This window comes from Archangium lansingense, from assembly GCF_026626635.1.
Classification (GTDB): Bacteria; Myxococcota; Myxococcia; order Myxococcales; family Myxococcaceae; genus Archangium; species Archangium lansingense.
The window spans coordinates 8,000,389-8,016,484 of record NZ_JAPNKA010000001.1; the positions used below are offsets into that span (position 1 = coordinate 8,000,389).

General features: G+C 67.3%; 13 protein-coding genes. 5 read left to right on the top strand and 8 right to left on the bottom strand.

Annotated elements, in window-relative coordinates; translation table 11 throughout:
- Nucleotides 1-25 precede the first annotated feature (25 nt).
- The 3 genes from OV287_RS31955 to OV287_RS31965 form a co-directional block, all read right to left on the bottom strand.
- Entirely contained in the window at nt 26-1,222 is a 1,197-nt protein-coding gene (locus tag OV287_RS31955) for a class I SAM-dependent rRNA methyltransferase (RefSeq protein ID WP_267537824.1), read from the bottom strand.
- Nucleotides 1,219-2,040 carry an HAD-IIB family hydrolase gene (locus tag OV287_RS31960; protein WP_267537825.1) on the bottom strand — a complete coding sequence of 274 codons (822 nt, stop codon included), beginning with the start codon at nt 2,038-2,040 and terminating at the stop codon, nt 1,219-1,221. Before OV287_RS31960 ends, OV287_RS31955 begins: the two co-directional genes overlap by 4 nt.
- Before the next feature lie 121 nt (nt 2,041-2,161).
- The gene (locus OV287_RS31965; protein ID WP_267537826.1) at nt 2,162-4,030 is read right to left on the bottom strand and encodes a M4 family metallopeptidase; all 1,869 of its coding nucleotides are present in this window, start codon (nt 4,028-4,030) and stop codon (nt 2,162-2,164) included.
- Between the two features lie 451 nt (nt 4,031-4,481).
- On the opposite strand from OV287_RS31965, the gene OV287_RS31970 reads away from it, so the two are divergent.
- Complete coding sequence (locus OV287_RS31970; RefSeq protein WP_267537827.1) at nt 4,482-6,797, top strand: phospholipase C/P1 nuclease family protein; 2,316 nt, start codon at nt 4,482-4,484, stop codon at nt 6,795-6,797.
- A 6-nt stretch (nt 6,798-6,803) separates the two neighbouring features.
- On the opposite strand, the gene OV287_RS31975 is transcribed toward OV287_RS31970, so the two are convergent.
- On the bottom strand, nt 6,804-7,907 hold the full coding sequence (locus OV287_RS31975; protein WP_267537828.1) for a hypothetical protein: 1,104 nt from the start codon (nt 7,905-7,907) through the stop codon (nt 6,804-6,806).
- A 127-nt stretch (nt 7,908-8,034) separates the two neighbouring features.
- Here OV287_RS31975 and OV287_RS31980 point away from each other — a divergent pair, with 127 nt between their 5' ends.
- Genes OV287_RS31980 through OV287_RS31990 form a run of 3 tightly spaced genes read left to right on the top strand, consistent with a single transcriptional unit; the run spans nt 8,035 to nt 10,987 of the window.
- Entirely contained in the window at nt 8,035-9,243 is a 1,209-nt protein-coding gene (locus OV287_RS31980) for an esterase/lipase family protein (RefSeq protein ID WP_267537829.1), read from the top strand.
- Nucleotides 9,240-10,184: a magnesium/cobalt transporter CorA gene (gene corA, locus OV287_RS31985; protein ID WP_267537830.1), complete on the top strand. Its 945-nt coding sequence runs from the start codon at nt 9,240-9,242 to the stop codon at nt 10,182-10,184. Before OV287_RS31980 ends, corA begins: the two co-directional genes overlap by 4 nt.
- 20 nt (nt 10,185-10,204) lie before the next feature.
- Nucleotides 10,205-10,987, top strand: coding sequence for an alpha/beta fold hydrolase (locus OV287_RS31990; protein WP_267537831.1), 783 nt, complete (start codon nt 10,205-10,207; stop codon nt 10,985-10,987).
- Between the two features lie 114 nt (nt 10,988-11,101).
- Here the strand turns inward: OV287_RS31990 and OV287_RS31995 are convergent, their stop codons facing one another.
- Nucleotides 11,102-11,497, bottom strand: coding sequence for a hypothetical protein (locus OV287_RS31995; protein ID WP_267537832.1), 396 nt, complete (start codon nt 11,495-11,497; stop codon nt 11,102-11,104).
- 119 nt (nt 11,498-11,616) lie between these two features.
- On the opposite strand from OV287_RS31995, the gene OV287_RS32000 reads away from it, so the two are divergent.
- Nucleotides 11,617-12,429, top strand: a complete 813-nt coding sequence (locus OV287_RS32000) for an MmyB family transcriptional regulator (protein WP_267537833.1) — start codon at nt 11,617-11,619, stop codon at nt 12,427-12,429.
- Between the two features lie 166 nt (nt 12,430-12,595).
- On the opposite strand, the gene OV287_RS32005 is transcribed toward OV287_RS32000, so the two are convergent.
- The 3 genes from OV287_RS32005 to OV287_RS32015 all read right to left on the bottom strand — a co-directional run bounded on the left by OV287_RS32005 (nt 12,596) and on the right by OV287_RS32015 (nt 15,823).
- Nucleotides 12,596-13,591 (bottom strand): alpha/beta hydrolase, encoded by a 996-nt coding sequence (locus OV287_RS32005; RefSeq protein WP_308809754.1) that lies wholly within the window; start codon nt 13,589-13,591, stop codon nt 12,596-12,598.
- A 74-nt stretch (nt 13,592-13,665) separates the two neighbouring features.
- The gene (locus OV287_RS32010; RefSeq protein ID WP_267537834.1) at nt 13,666-14,283 is read right to left on the bottom strand and encodes a hypothetical protein; all 618 of its coding nucleotides are present in this window, start codon (nt 14,281-14,283) and stop codon (nt 13,666-13,668) included.
- Between the two features lie 370 nt (nt 14,284-14,653).
- Nucleotides 14,654-15,823 carry a glycosyltransferase family 32 protein gene (locus tag OV287_RS32015; RefSeq protein WP_267537835.1) on the bottom strand — a complete coding sequence of 390 codons (1,170 nt, stop codon included), beginning with the start codon at nt 15,821-15,823 and terminating at the stop codon, nt 14,654-14,656.
- Between the last annotated feature and the right edge of the window lie 273 nt (nt 15,824-16,096).

Here is a 16,096-nt window from a genome sequence, read left to right on the forward strand (position 1 = left end):
CCGCGCACGGGCCCCAAGCCGGCGGCTACACCGACACCATCACGTAGAACTTCAGGTAGCGGCCCTCGGGGAACTGAAGCCGGATCGGGTGGTCGGGCGGCTGGTAGCGCTCCTCCACCATCGCCAGGTCCACTCCTGCCTTGAAGGCCGCCTCCTTCACCGCGCCCGTGAAGTCATCCGGGCTCACGCGCGCCGAGCACGACGCCGTCGCCAGCAGGCCCCCGGGCCGCAGCAGTCCCAGCGCCTGACGGTTCAGCGAGGCATACCCGTCGATCGCCGCCTGCACCGCCCGCTGGCTCTTCGCGAACGCCGGCGGGTCCAGGATGATCAGATCGAACGTCCTGCCCTCCTCCCGGAAGGACGCCAGCAGCTTGAACACGTCCGCCGCGAGGAAGTCGTGCTTCTCCGCCGGCAGCCCGTTGCGCGTGAAGTTCTCCCGCGCCAGGGCAATCGCATCCGGGTCCAGGTCCACCGAGAACACGCTCTTCGCCCCGCCCAGCGCCGCGTTCACCGAGAACCCGCCGCTGAAGCAGAAGCAGTTGAGCACGTCCCTCCCCTTCGCCAGCCGCCGGATGAGGTACCGGTTCTCTCGCTGATCCAGGAAGAAGCCCGTCTTCTGCCCCCGCCACGCGTCCACCCCGAACTTCGCGCCCCGCTCGAGGATCTCCAGCACCTCCGGCGCCTTCTCCCCCCACAACATCCGCCCCGCGCCCCGGCCCTCGTCCTCCTCCACGTCGTCCCGGCCCACCTCGTCCCGGCCCAGGATTCCCTTCAGCTCCGGCACCGCCGCCTTCAGCGCCTCGACGATGAGCCCCCGGTAGGGCGTGAGCCCCGCCGAGTACAGCTTCAGCACCGCGTACCGGCCATACAGGTCCACCACCACGCCCGGCAGCCCGTCCCCTTCGCCGTGGATCAGCCGGAAGCTGTCCGTGTCCGTCAAATCAATCAACGAGCGCCGCTCGGCGAGCGCCTGCTTCACCCGCTGCGCGAAGAAGGCCGCGTCGATGTTCTGCCGGGGATTGCGCGTCAACACGCGCACTGCGATGGCCGAGTACGGATCAAAATACCCGCGGGCCACGAACTTCCCGTTCTCGGCCAGGTCCACCACGCTGCCAGGCGGAATCTTCGGCACCTTGTCCAGCGCCTTGCGGAAGACCCACGGATGTCCCGCGCGCAGGTGACGGCCCAGCCCCGGGGCCAGCTCCAGCTTGACGACGTTCACGCTCTGACTCCTCGACGAGGGGCCCGGCGGGCCCGTTGGGCGACAATGGCACGGGCGAGCTCCTCGAAGCCCCGCCCCTCCTCCGCCCGGGTAATGAAAGCTGGCGGCGTGTCGATGCGATCCAGCACCCGCCGCACGTTGGCCACCCCGACACTCAGGGCGAACTCTCCAAACATCGGGGCATCGTTGAAGCTATCCCCGGCATACACGAAACGCGGCTCCCCCGGCTCCGGCCGCAGGCCCCAGGCGAGCTTCATGAAGCGCCGCACCGCGGAGCGCTTGTCGAAGCGGCCCAGCCAGCAGTTGATGTGCACCGACGAGCGCACCGCCGTCACCCCCCGCGCCCGAAGCAGCGCCTCGATGCGCCCTGCCCCCTCGTCGCCCAGCCGCGCCTCCTCGTTGTAGTCCACGGCCAGATCCACCTCGGTGTAGGCGCTGTCCATGGACAGGCGCGCCCCAGGCACCTGCCGCAACACGGCCGCCACCTCCGCCTCCAGCCGCCGACGGTTCGGCTCCCGGACGCGCGGGGACTCGGCATACACCTTGCGCAGCTTCCCCCCGGCTCCCCTCAGGAAGAACAGGCCCCCGTTCTCCACGATGACCCCGTCCACCGGCAGCGTGCGAGCCCACGCCTCTCCCCAGCCAGCCGGGCGGCCCGTCACCAGCACCAGCTTGAGACCGGCCTCGACCAGACGCTCGAGCGCCCGCACGGTGGTGGAGCGCAGCTGGTGCGAGGTGGTGAGGGTACCGTCGACATCGGTGAAGACCCCTTCCACCCGGGAGAGGTCCGCGTCGCGCAGGGGACGTGGGGCAACCATACGGGCAGCGCCACTACACCCTTCCCGGCCCTACGGGAAGCCCTAGCGAGGGCCCGCAAAGACGAAACCCCTGGGAGGCAGAGCCTCCCAGGGGCCGTTCAGCTCACTTCGGGTTCAGCGATCAGGGCGTGTACGCGCCCTTGACCGTGACGCCGGAGTAGGTGCTGTAGGCGTTCAGCAGGACGTGGATGCGCTGGGCCGAGGTCTGCGCGGCGATGTTGCACGTCTCGGTGTTGCCGCTCAGGTACGGACGGCAGTTGTACGAGGAGGTGGTCGGCTGCGAGCCGATCTTCACGTACAGGTCCGCGTCACCCGTGCCACCGGTGATGGTGAAGGTCGAGGCGCGGCTGGCCGGCACGTCCAGGTAGTAGAACTTCTGCGAGCCCGAGGCGCCCGACTGGCCGGTGAGGCCCACGTTGTTGGTCAGCGCGGTGGCGGGAGGCGGCGGGAGGCCCACGCCCACCGCGATCCAGGCGTTCGACACGGACGCGACCTCAGCCGTGGTGTAGCCCAGCGCCGTCGCGGCCTGCTCCGTGTACGTCTTCGCCTGGGCGAAGGTGGTGGAGGCCGTCATCAGGTCGCGGTTGGCGCGGTAGAAGATCTGACCGGCCTTCTGGATGCCGATGCCCGTCACCGCCGTGGTGGTCACGCCGCGCGGGTGCGTGCCGCCCTGGGTCAGCAGCACGAAGGCCAGGTTGGCGATACCCGAGTTCCAGTGCACGCCGCCGTTGTCGGAGGTGCCCGTGTAGCGGGTGGGGTAGTAGTCCTTCGACGAGCCATCCTGCGTCGGGTTGGCCATGTAGCGGAGCGCGTCACCCGGGGTGGCCGGCGTCCACACGTCGTCGCCCACCATCCACACCGCCGCGTCCACCACCCAGCCGCGGTTCCACGACTCGCAGTAGGCGCCGAAGATGTCGCTCAGGCCCTCGTTGAGAGCGCCGGACTCGTTGGCGTAGGTGAGGTTGGACTCGGAGCTGGTCACCGCGTGCGTCAGCTCGTGCACCGTCACGTCCAGCGACTTGCCCAGCGGCGCGGCGTCCACGCCGTTGCTGTCGCCGTACACCATCTGGGTGCCGTTCCAGAAGGCGTTGGTGTAGCTGGTGCTGTAGTGCACCGTGCTGCGCAGCTGCGCGCCCGAGCCGTTGTACGAGTCACGGCCGAAGTTCACGCTGTAGCAGTCGTAGGTGGTGCCCAGGTGGTTGTAGTTGTCGTCCACGTGGGTGTCACCCGTGGCCGCGCCACCCTCGGAGCGCTTGAGGGTACCGGGCAGCGAGGTGCCGTTGTTGGCGGAGTACACCGCGCGGTTCTTCGCGGAGTGGATCTCCGAGTGCGTGGCCTCGACCTGGCCGGTCAGCGCGTTCACGTAGACGTTGTCACGGATGGGCAGATCCGCGCCCTCGCCCGTCACCACCACGTGGTAGGCCAGCTTCAGACGGTTGTCCTTCTCGGAGCGGATGTACACCAGGCGGGCCTCGCCCTCGGAGGCGATGTGGCGGCCCACGGTGTTGTCCAGGGCGGAGGCGCGGGCGGCCTCGCCGGAGATGCGCGCCACGGCGGGAACGACCTCGCCGTCACGGGCCGAGCCGTTGGCCGAGAAGATCTTGCCGCTCGAGTCCTTGTGGATGAGGAGCTCGCCGCCGATCACCGGCAGGCCGTTCTTGGTCTGGCCGTAGCGGATGTGGGTGTTGCCCTGCTCGTCCACGGTGGTGCGCTTCATCACCAGGTCAGTGGCGTTGAGGCGGAAGGCAGCGGCGATACCCTGCAGGCCGCTCGAGTTGTCCAGCGAGCCCTTGATCATGAAGGGGACGCCGTCCTCGTTCGAGCCAACGACCTGGGCGGAGGGCAGCGCGGCGAGAGCGGCCTGCACGTCACCGAGCGAGTCAGCAGCCTCGGACTTCGGGGCGCCCTCGGGCAGCTGCGAGTTGTCGACCTCGCACGCGGCGAGGGGAAGGGTGAGCAGCGCAGCAGCAAGGAAGCGAGTGCGAATCACTGATGATTCCTCCTGTTCAACAGCGGGGTGCCGTCGGACGCAGGACACATGAGCAGGAACCGGGCCAACCTCTAAACCGTGGAAATGCCTGCCTTTACGAACCACCCGGCCCAGCCAGTGGAGTGTGGATGTCACTCCGAACAGGTGCCCGCATGCATCAGGAATTTACATTCCTTGAGCAAAGCCCCCTGATTTCAATGGCTTTCACCTATCCCCCAAGTGATGTCCCAATTCAAGACAGGGGTGTCCTGATTCAAGACACCCCTCCTGCCTCAAGAATAGAGAAAGCCTGGGAGCCAAAATAAGGCGCCAACACCGGAATACTTTGCCTTGAAATAATTTGACCTGCAAGCAAAGACACCCTTCGAGCAAGGCCTCCCGGTAGCGTCACGTTCCGCCCTCCCCCACTCCACCTCTCTTGGAGCCGGACCTTCCAAGGAGGCGTGGTGCCATGACGAAGAAGGGACTGCTGAGATCGAGGGACTTCAGCTCGCTGTCGATCAAGGACCTGCTCGAGGCGCGTGAGGCGTACCACGTCCATCTCGCGCATCTGGACTCGGTGGTAGCGACGGCGATCGGGCGCTACCGGATCCGCCGGGAGGATTCGAACGCGGAGAATCCCGATGCCCAACCCGTCCGCAAGAGCTCAGCGCCCCGGACGCTCTCCAACACAGTGGTCCGGCACTGGTCCTGGCCGTGCGTGCTGGTGTTCGTGGATCAGTGGATGACCCCCGAGGAGCTCGCCCACCAGCCGGAGCAGTTTGTCCCCCCGCTGCTCTACTTGCCGGACGGTCGAGTCGTCCCCACCTGCGTCATCCTCGCCGAGCGACAGGAGCGGGCCCCGGCGCCACTCCAGACGCTCGCCTTCACCTCGGGGCTGGTCGGCGGAGGCTACCCGGCCCTCACGGACGTGCAGGGGCGCCAGCACGTAGGGACGTTCGGCTGCCTCGTCACGGATGGGGACTCCGTCCACGCCCTCACCAACCGGCACGTGGTGGGCGAGCCCGGCCGAGAGGTCCACACCCTCATCAAGGGCCAGCGCCACCGGGTGGGCCGCACCCAGGCCCGCCAGGTGGGCAAGCTCCCCTTCTCCGAGGTGTACCCGGGCTGGCCCGGGAGCCGGACCTATTCCAACCTCGACGCGGGCCTCGTGCGGCTCGATGACGTGAGCGGGTGGACGGCCCAGGTGTTCGGCATCGGCGAGCTCGGTCCCCTGGTGGACCTCAACTCCGACACGATCTCGTTGGATCTCATCGGCTGCTTCGTGCGCGGTTTCGGCAGCGCCTCGGGCCCGCTCGCGGGGGAGATCCACGGGCTCTTCTACCGCTACCAGTCCCTGGGCGGCTTCGACTACGTGGCGGACCTGCTGATCGGCCCCCGTCAGGGCGAGGGGCCCCTGCCCACGCGGCCCGGGGACTCGGGCTCCCTCTGGTTCTTCGAGCCGAAACAGCCCCCGGAGACGGAGGAAGCGCCCCCCACCAGCCTCCGGGCCCGGCAATGGCGTCCGCTCGCGCTCCAGTGGGGAGGCCACAAGCTGATGGCGCCGGGGGACGGAGACACCTTCTCCTTCGCGCTCGCCACCAGCCTGAGCTCCATCTGCCGCACGCTGGACGTCGAGCTCCTGCGCGACTGGGACATCGGGCTGAGCGAGTACTGGGGAAAGGTGGGCCATTACAAAGTGGGCATCACGGCCTGCGGGCTCGTGGCCAACCGGAAGCTCGCGCATCTGATGAAGGCCAACGCGGAGCGCATCGCAGTGGGGGACGACGCCATCGCCCGCGGCGAGCTGCCCCGCGCCGATACCCAGCACTTCGTCGCGCTCGCGGACGTGGCGGATCTGGTGTGGCGCACCACGCGCAAGCGGGACGCGGCCAACCACTTCGCCGACATGGATCAACCGGGCCAGGGACGGTTCGAGGGAAAAACACTGCTCGATCTGTGGCGGACGGACCCGTCCAGCCGCACGCCCGAGGTGTGGAGCGAGTTCTACGAGAGCATCGGCGAGAAGCAGAACGCCCATCGCGGCGCGCTGCCGTTCCGGGTCTGGCAGCTCTACGACGCGATGGTGGGCTTCCTCCGGGAGCAGAAGGTCTCCGAGTTCCTGTGCACCGCCGGCATCCTCGCCCACTACGTGGGGGATGCCTGTCAGCCCCTTCACGTCTCGTTCCTGCACCATGGCCGGCCCGGGCACCCCGAGGAGGAGGACGTCCACGCCGTCTACGAGACGAAGATGCTGGACCTGCGGGCGGCCGAGCTGATCGCGGGTGTGAACCAGCGCGTGAAGGGCACGCACGTCACGGACACGCTCCAGGGCGGAGCCGCGGCGGCGGACGCTGTCGTGCAGCTCATGCAGGCGACATTCGACACCCTCCCCCCCATGGAGGTGATTGATGCCTACAACGAGCAGGGCGGACGCCAGCGGATTCCGCATATGTGGGACGTGCTCGGGGAGCGCACGTGCGATTGCATGGCGAGGGGCGCGATCTGCCTCGCCATGCTCTGGGAGAGCGCCTGGCGGGAGGGCGGCGGCACGAAGCTGGCGACCCAGCTGCTCGGGCCCGTGGACGCCGAGGCGCTGCTGGCCCTCTACAGCAACCCAGCCTTCATCCCCGTGAGCTGGCTCCGGGACATGGTGCTCGACCAGGAAGCACCCGCCGCCCGGGCTCCGGCGTCGCGCACGAGGACTCGCCGCAAGCAGCCCGCGACACGAGGCGGGGCGCGTGGAGGGCCGGCCCGGAAGGTGGCCCGACAGCCGCCACGGCGGTGACTCAGCTCAGAGCACGTCCAGTCCGGCCAACAGGGACTGGAGGGTCTCGACGCTGGCGCGCAGCTCCGCGCCGGAGAGCTGGGAGAGCTGCGTCTTGCGCGCCTTGCGCAGGAAGGCATCCAGCTGCGGCTCCCTCCCGTAGAGGGACTGGGCGCTGGCGGCGGCCTCGGCCAAGGCCCGCGCGGCTCCTGGGGGATCCGTGTTCAGCAACCCCATGGACCGCTCCAGCCGTACCCCGCAGCCAGCCCAGACCTCGCGATCGTGAGCGATGAGCAACTGCCGCTGGTTCACGTGCGACAGCGAGCGCACGATGGTGTCCAGCTCCTCCACCACGGACAACACCTCCGGCTTGCTGGGGTTGTCCTGGATGGCCAGCCGCCCTGCCCGACCGCGCAGCTCGATGATGTGCCGCTTGTCCTGCGCGCGCAGGTGCTTGTACGCGGCGGTGCGCCCGAAGGCGTCCAGCTCCGTCTGGAGCTGCTGGGCGTTCCACTGCACGTCCTCGGGCTCGGCCTCGCGCACCTTGGTCAGCCGCGCCGAGACGATGCGCGACAGGTCCGCCACGATGGCCCGCACCATCACCGCCGCCTTCACCTCCGCCTCGTGGCCGGGCACCACCTGCTGCCGCGTCACCGGCCCGAAGGCACTGGCGGACTCGAAGACGAGGTTGCCCATCTGCTCGCGGTAGCGCTCGCGCAGGCGCTGGATCTCCGCCAGCAGCGTCCACCGATCCGACACGACCGCGGGATTGCGCATCGTCTCGCCCAGCTGGGTGACGCCCTGCGCGAGCTGCTGCATCCACCCCAACAACAGCTCGGAGGCGTCCTTGGCCCGCCGGGCCTCCACACTGGCCGCCAGGGGCGTCGCGGCACCCGCGCCCCCCGCCGGCTTCGTCGCGAACTGCTCTCGCACGACGTTGAGCAGCCCGTTGACGTCCATCACCGTGTCCCGGATGACGGGGGCCATCTCCTCCCAGAGGGACAGATCCGGGCTGTCCTCGACGTGGGCGGTCTCGTACTTCAACAGATCCAGGTCGCTCAGCCGGGTGATGGCCTGCGCCGCCGCGTCGTACACCAGACGCAGGCGCTCCGCGAAGGCGCGATCAGACAAGGACTGGAGGAGCTCTTCAAGCTTGGGGGGCAACACGACGCGCCTACTCTATCGGTTCCCTTGCGCCGCGTCGCGAACTTCGCTTCCCCGAGCGTGGGGATCCGGGCATTTCCCTTGCGAGGGCCCCGTGCTGCCCTCTTACACTGACCGGATGGCGAAGCACCGCGTGTACCTCATTCCCGGCTTCTTCGGTTTCACCCACATGGGAGAGAAGCCAGCCGAGCGGATCGTCTATTTCGGGCATGTCCGCGACGTGCTGCTGGAGGGCTTCCAGAAGCGCGGCCACACCGCCGAGGTGGAGCCCCTGACGGGACACCCCACGGCCAGCCTCGAGGTCCGGGCCAGGCTCCTCCTCCGGAGCATCGAGGAGAGCGCCGCGAACGATGACGCGGCCATCCACCTGGTCGGGCACTCCACCGGAGGTCTGGACGCGCGGGGCCTGGTATCCACCTGGATACCCCGGCAGGCGCCTCACCTGTTGGCGCGAGTGCGCTCGGTGGTGACGGTGGCCACGCCCCACCATGGCGCGCCCATGGCTCGCTTCTTCCTGGAGGATCGCCGGGGCGAGATGCTGCTGCGGCTGCTCTGGCTCTTCACCGTCTTCTCCCTGCGGCGGGGCCCGCGCCCGATGATGTTCCTGGCCTTCCGCCTGTTCTACGCGCTCAGCGAGACCGGCCATCAGCTCGGCTTCCAGGCCACGCTGCTCGACCAGGTGACCCGCCTGCTGGCTCACCTCTCGCCCACCGAGCAGGCCACGCTGGAGGAGTTCCTCGCCCAGGTGGGCAAGGACCAGTCGATCATCGGAGATCTCACGCCGGAGAAGCTGGTGGACTTCAACCGGAACAACCCAGACCGGGCAGGCGTGCGCTACGGCTCGGTCATCACCGGGGCACCGCCTCCGAGCCTCCTGGGGATGCTCCGGGCGATCACCGGCAAGAATGATCCCGGCATGGGAGACCTGGTGTCGCTCCGGATGCTGGATCCCGAGCCCGAGGTCATCTACGGCGCCTACTCCTTCCTCTACAAGAAGAGCGGTCCCAACTCGCGGGAGCTGGTGACGCCCGAGCCCTCCCCCACCCAGGACCGGCAGCTCCGGGATGTGTTCGAGGAGTACCGCTCGCGGAGCGATGGCGTCGTGCCCACGCGCACCCAGCTCTGGGGCGAGCTCATCACCGCCGTCATCGCCGACCACCTGGACGTGCTGGGCCACTACGACGATCCGCCCGAGCACGTGGGCTGGCTCAGATCCGGCTCGCACTTCCGGAGCCCCCAGTTCCAGGGACTGTGGGACCGGGTGCTCGACTTCATGGTGGACGGGAGCGAGGCACGCCCATGATCCAGGTCGTCGTCATGAACGGAGGCAAGGCCCTCTTCGGCGGAGAGGACCTGCTCGGACTGCCCGGCGCCAAGTGGATCGACGTCCTCCATCCGACGGAGGAGGAGATGAAGAGGCTCGGGGAGCGCTACGGGCTGCACAAACTGGCCATCGAGGATGCCCTCCACGTGGATCAGCGGCCCAAGCTGGAGGAGTACCCGAACCACCAGTTCATCGTGCTCCAGGGCTTCACCTCCCAGGCGCACGACGTGTGCGAGCTGACGCTGCACGAGCACCACTTCTTCCTGGGGCCGGACTGGCTCATCAGCGTCCACGAGCTGCCCTTCGAGGGACTGGAGCAGGTGCGGCAACGGGTGAGGGACGAGCCGCAGGCGACGATGGAGCGCGGGGTGGACTTCTTGCTGTACCTGCTGGCGGATGCGCTGGTGGACCGCAACTTCCCCGTCCTGGACCGCTTCAACGACGAGCTGGAGGACCTGGAGTCGGCGGTCTTCGAGAACCCCCAGCCGGAGCAGCTGCAGCGCATCTTCGAGCTGAAGCGGTCGCTGGTGTCGCTGCGCCGGGTGCTGTCGCCGCAGCGAGACGTGATGGGCTTCCTGGCCCGGAGGGGCATCCACAACATCCAGGAGCGCACGGCGCTGTACTTCCGCGACGTGTATGACCATCTGGTGCGGCTGTACGAGCAGATCGACGCGGGGCGCGACCTGGTGGGCAACGTGATGGACGGCTACCTGTCCATGATGGCCAACCGGACGAGCGAAATCAGCAAGCAGCTCACCATCATCGCGACCATCTTCCTGCCCCTGTCGTTCATCACGGGCTTTTTCGGACAGAACTTCGAGGTCCTCTCGCGGAGGGAGTTCCTCTGGGTGATGCTGGTGTCGGTGTTCGGGCTGCCCATCGCCCTGCTGTTCTGGTTCAAGCGCAATCGGTGGATCTGAGACCTCTTGGAGGAGAGCCCATGCTCACCATCACCGTCGATGGCATTCCCCTGAACTACCGCGACGAAGGCCGAGGACTGGCCGTGCTGCTCTTCCACGCGTTCCCGCTGAGCGGGGAGGCCTTCGAGAAGCAGCTGAAAGCACTGTCGGGGCGCTACCGCTTCATCATCCCGGACATCCGAGGCTTCGGGCGGAGCGGGCTCGGCGAGGGCCCCACGGAGATGGCGCGCATTGCCCAGGACGCGCTGGCGCTGCTGGATGCGCTGAAGGTGGACTCGGCGGTGGTGGGCGGGGTGTCCATGGGCGGGTACGCCAGCATGGCGCTGCTGCGAGAGGACGCGGGGCGCGTGCGAGGGCTGGTGCTGGTGGACACCCAGGCCACGGCGGATGACGAGGCAGGACGTGCGCGGCGGGAGGCCTCGGCCCAGGAGGCGCTGCGCGAGGGACCCGAGGCCTCGGTGCGGGCCCTGGTGCCGAAGCTGGTCGCCGCGGGGCCGGACTCCGAGGTGGGGCGCGAGGTGGCAGCGTTGATGAGGACGGCCACTCCCGCGGGAATCGCGGCAGCGCAGCGGGGCATGGCGCTGCGGCCGGACAGCAAGGACATTCTCGCGCGCTACGCCGGGCCCGCGCTGGTGGTGGTGGGCGAGAAGGATCCGGTGACGCCGCTGGAGAAGGCGAAGCAGATGGCGGACCTCATCACCGGGGCTCGGCTGGAAGTGATTCCAGACGCGGCCCACCTGCCCAACCAGGAGCAGCCGGAGAAGTTCAACGCGGTGCTCGACAGCTTCTTGTCGGGGCTGTAGCGCCAGCCCAGCGGGTTCGATTCCGGCCACGTCACCTCACCAAACCGTGACCTTTATCCAGGGAGCGAATGACCGCTGGCCCAGGTGCCTGGCCCCGGGCGCAGCCGGGAGTGCTCACTCGAGCGAGGGCAGACTCGAGCGGGGGCGGGCAACACCCACGAGCTTGAGCGCGAAGACACCGAGCACGGCCACGGCCTGGGCCGCGACGATCGCAATGCCAACGCCGGACATCCGGGAGCCATATGCCACGAGGAGGGCGCCGCTGCCGAGCACCCACGCGGCATCGACCGCGAGGTGTACCCGCGCGGCGCGCAGGGAGAGGGACGGCTGAGCGGCCACCCATGCATTGAACCCGGCCCAGGGAATCAGGAACAGCCCCACACCGAATAGGAAGGCCTGGGGGATGGGCCAGCCGGCGAGTCTGGTGAGGGGCGCGGCCCAGAGGAGCAGCACGACGCCCATGGTGATGGCAGCAAGGGAATCAAGACGATAGACAAAGCGGTCCGACATGAGGGCCCATCCAGTGAGGGTGAGCCCCAGAGGCTCAACATTCCCGGGGCGCCCCGCAATGACCTCAGAGGGAAGTGCGTCGCCGCCCGTCATCGGGTACCAGCCAGGAGGGGCCCGTGGTGCGTGACGTCGATGACAGGAGACCGATGGATTCCAGGCGCAGCACGGCGCGACGGAAGGCCGCGGCGGGCACTGGAGGCAGCGAGCTGGGCGCGCTGTTGAAGGACTGGCGCGCGCTGCGTGGCAAGAGCCAGCTCCACCTGGCGCTCGAGGCCGACGTCTCTCCCCGCCACCTGGCGTTCATCGAGTCGGGCCGGGCGACGCCCAGCCAGGACATGGTGCTGCGGCTGGCGGATGCGCTACTGCTCGGACTGAGGGAGCGCAACGTCCTGCTCGTGGCGGCCGGCCACGCACCCCAGTTCGGTGAAGGCACCTGGGACAGCGAGGAGCTGAAGGAGCTCCGTCAGGCGGCGGCGATGATGCTCAAAGCGCACGACCCCTACCCCGCCCTCGTGCTTGACGCGGCCTCGACAGTGCTCGACGCGAACCCCGGCGCGCTCGAGCTGATGGGAGAGAGGCGCGAAGCGCTCGGGCGAATCAACTTGATGGACCTGGTCTTCTCGCCCGGCCGGGTCCGCGCTGCCATTGGGAACTGGCATGAGGTGGCTGGCTTTCTGCTTCACCGGCTGCGGGAGAACGCCCGGCTGCGCGGCCCCCGCTCCGAGGTCGCGCGCGTGCTGGAGCGCGTGCTCACCTTCCCCGAAGCGCATCAACTGCCGCCCCTGCCTCGCAGCGCGGGGGCCGTACTGGTGCCGTTGACCTTCACCGTCGACGGCGTCACCACACGCTGGTTCACCACGGTCACCACCTTCGGAGCCCCTCTTCATGCGCTGGCCGAGGAAATCACCATCGAGCAATTCCATCCGCGCTGAAGCCTGGGCCTTTTGACACGTCAATCTGCCCTGACACACAGGCAGGCGTAGCGCTGTGCACCCTCCACCCTGGGATGTTCCTGGGTGGAGGGTGGTGGCCACGTCACGGTTTGAGTGGCTCGGTGTCTGGTATTGGAACCCCGGAGACGCGACGGTGTCGTGCAGCTCAGCCGGCGCGCCGCAGCCGCGCGAGCATCCCGTTGAGGTCCTGGGTGAAGATATGCTGCCGGAAGAAATGGCCGCCGGGCTCCTCGCGCCACTCGTGCGGAATACCGGCCCCAGCCAGCGCCGCCCGGAACTCACGCTGGCCGGCCAGCACCTGGGTTTCGTTGACGGTGTCGAACCAGTTGACCGGATCGGGCGACGTACCCGCGACCAGGAAGATGCGCTTGTGACGGTAGCTCTCGATGCGCTGCATCGGGTTGTCGGCACTGACCCGCGCCTCGTCCCAGAACGGGGCGCCGTAGACCGTACCGCCGCCCAGCTCCACGGCCGAGGAGGAGGCGTTGGCCCAGTGCACGACCAGGCCGAAATCACGGCGCAGGCTGGCCGGGCCGGAGTGGGCGCTCACCGAGCAGAAGTGACCGTAGTACTTGGCGGTGTACTTCAACGCGCCGAAGCCGCCCATGGAGAACCCGGCGACAGCGCGGCCGTTGTACTCGGCGAAGGTGCGGAAGTTCGCGTCGATCCAGGGCAGCAACTGGGCCATGTGGAAGGTCTCCCAGTTGCGCGCCCCGGTGTTGGTGCTGACCGGGTTCGAATACCAGCCCGTGGCGGCGTCCGGCATGACCACGATGAGTTCCCGGCCGGCGGTCAGGCCGATGATGTCGTGGTGCATGTGGAACGTCCGGAAGTCCTCCGCCCCGCCGTGGAGCAGATAGAGCACCGGGTAGCGCTTGCCGCTCGTGTGGTAGCCGTCCGGCAGCAGGACGTTGACGGCCGGATTCCAGGCAATGGCACTGGTGGCGAAGCGGTAGTACTGGAGCCGCCCGCCGTTCTCGTTACGCTCGACGATCCGCAACCCGTACCCGTCCCCCGCGGCGTTCGCCGTCGAGGGTGCGAGGAGAGTGCCGCCGAACGCGCTGGCGGCGGCGACTCCGGCGGTACCGGCGAGGAGACGACGACGGCTCAGCTTACGGTCTTCAATCTGAGAGGTGTCCATGGAGTTCTCCAACGGTCATCACAAGGAGTAAGGCCCGAGAAGGGCCGTTGATGGGGATCACCCGAGAGGGGAATTCACTTCCACTGCTTCGCGACGTCCTCCTGGGTCGGCTGGGCTGGAGGCGGGGGGAAGTACCGCTCACGGTGGTACGTCCAGTCCGACCAGGTCACTCTCTTCCCGAACTCGCGCACCACGCCACGCACGTGGTCGACGGGGTACTGTCGCTCACGACCGTCGGTGAAGGCATTGGCGACGCGACCATCCTTGAACGTGGCCCGGAAGATGAGCGACTCCTCGCCGCATCCCCTCCCCGTGTAGATGGGCTCGTAGCGAACACCATCCACGCGGACCAGATGGTACTCCAGCCTGTTGTACTTCTGGTTGGGCTCCAGGCGGCCCTTGCTGCAGCGGGCCACCACTTCGGCCACCTCTCGCAGGAACACCCGGGAGTTGGCCTCCGCTTCCGGAATCAGGCCGGGCGAGTGCACCGGATTCATGTTCGCCAGGGCCTGATCGATGCTCTCGTTGAGCAGCTGCGCGAGCGTCGGGCTGGAGATGTTGCCGGGCTCGGCTGGCGGTGCCAGCCGGGGTGTCAGAATCAGATAGGTGATGGGCAGCGCGACAGCCAGGGAGCAGCCCACGGCCAGCATCACCACGATCAACTTTTTCTCGGAACGCAGCTGCTGTGTCATCACAACGCTCCCCTGGAAACAGAAGGCCCAGGCGCGCCCCCCTGCGTCCGAGCGGCCCTCAGGCGTACCACGGAAAGCGAGCCAGGTGCGGAGAGCGATGGCCTCGGCCGCCAGGGTTGGAGCGAAGAGGTGGACACCCCGTCAACGGTACACTAGTAACCGCCAGTCCACCAAATCAAGAATAAGCAACATGGCTGGATTGTGGGCAGGAGTGCTCGCCGCGCTCACGATTGCGGCCGACGGGTTGGAGCCCTGTGGCCAGGGCGGGCCGAGGCCCCGGATTGGCGCGACTCCTGGCCCGTGGGGACCCGCGTCACGGGGAGTTTCCACTGAGCCGTGGCGTCCCCCGTCGACCCTCACCCAAAGCTGTTTAGAGGTCGCTCTCCTCTGTCAACTGATCGAGCCGCAGGAGGTAGGGAGGCACGGTGAACCCGGCGGCCTTCTGGAAACCTTGTGTGGAAACCTTCGCGGTGTGCCCCAGCAAAAGAAACTTTTGCAGCGCCATGCCGCTGATGACATCCTTTTGCTTACAATACTCGTCGAGTGCGAGCGCGAGGTGGGTCGTCCCCGGGCGGGAGGCAATCAAGGCATTGAACATCGCTGCCCCCAGCACCGCCCGCTGAGCCAGGAATCGCACGGAACTCTCATATTCCAGCCAGGGCACTCGCAGCGTGTCGCGCAGCGACTTGAGAAACTTGATGTGCTTGCCGACCTCGACATCCCGGCTGTCGCGGGCGAGCGTGCCGAGCAGCGGGATCTGACCATTGGGATCGTTATGACAATAGGTCGTGGAGAGGTCGATATCGCCCAGTCGCATGTCGATATCAATATGAATGCCCCCGAACACGAACAGATAGGCCAGGCGGGCGAAGTCCGAGAAGTACTTGATATCGTCCCATCCAGCGCCAATCGCGGCGGTCTTTCCCGAAGCCGTTCCAAATCTATTGATCTCACGTCGAAACCCAATCGCTCGCACCTCCTCCAAGCTGCAGACGGTGTAACCCACCCTCCGCAGGGCCTCGCGCTGTGAGTCCCGAACACTCGCATAGTCGCCGAGCTTCGTGGCCAGGCTCTCCTCAATTGTATCTGAGTACCAAAGATAAGATTTCCAGCCGTTTTTGCGCGCGAGCACGCCATCGTCGATGAGACCGGCAAGGGCGGCCTTCCTGATGGGTCCCCCAGTCCAGAAGCGATGGATGATCTTGGGAATCGCGTGACTCTTGAGCTTGCCGATGTCGCAGCCAATCATGCCCGACATGAGCTTCGCTTCCTCGGCCTGGCTCGGATGGATTCGCGTCGTGAGGGCGACCTCGAGGTCGACGCCGTTGATGAGGATGCGCGGCTGACTCGGCACTTCAGGCGGAAAAAGAGGACGAGGCTCTGGGTTGGCGAGTTCGAAGGAGAACGACGAGACGGGCTCACGGCGGGAGCTGTTCTTGATATCCCAGATTGGAACCGTCTTGTCGGACGGCAACAGGCCGAAAAACTGTCCCTGAGACTTGTGGGACAGGTCGATACAAAGGCCCTGCTCACAGAACATACATGGACTCAGCGCATCGGGCGACGAGGACGATGGTTTCACCGACGTGCCTGACGCAAAGACTGGAAAGGACGTGATGGTTCTTACGACCTCATGGGTCGAATCGAAACAGATCCCTCGCTCACAAAAGATGCAACCCACAGCCCGTTCCTTTTCGCACAGTGCACTACCTGTCCGTCATACACTGATGGTACTCCCGCCCCGCCGCCATGGCCAAAACCTCGTGCACCGGCTCGGGCCCCTTCACCTCGCGCGCCGAACTTCTTTCGCGGC

Bases quoted from the DNA above. Each gene is read 5' to 3' on its own strand.
- OV287_RS32005 (WP_308809754.1), bottom strand. From the start codon at position 13,591: ATGGACACCTCTCAGATTGAAGACCGTAAGCTGAGCCGTCGTCGTCTC.
- OV287_RS31995 (WP_267537832.1), bottom strand. From the start codon at position 11,497: ATGTCGGACCGCTTTGTCTATCGTCTTGATTCCCTTGCTGCCATCACC.
- OV287_RS31970 (WP_267537827.1), top strand. From the start codon at position 4,482: ATGACGAAGAAGGGACTGCTGAGATCGAGGGACTTCAGCTCGCTGTCG.
- OV287_RS32010 (WP_267537834.1), bottom strand. From the start codon at position 14,283: ATGACACAGCAGCTGCGTTCCGAGAAAAAGTTGATCGTGGTGATGCTG.
- OV287_RS31960 (WP_267537825.1), bottom strand. From the start codon at position 2,040: ATGGTTGCCCCACGTCCCCTGCGCGACGCGGACCTCTCCCGGGTGGAA.
- OV287_RS31990 (WP_267537831.1), top strand. From the start codon at position 10,205: ATGCTCACCATCACCGTCGATGGCATTCCCCTGAACTACCGCGACGAA.
- corA (WP_267537830.1), top strand. From the start codon at position 9,240: ATGATCCAGGTCGTCGTCATGAACGGAGGCAAGGCCCTCTTCGGCGGA.
- OV287_RS32015 (WP_267537835.1), bottom strand. From the start codon at position 15,823: ATGTTCTGTGAGCAGGGCCTTTGTATCGACCTGTCCCACAAGTCTCAG.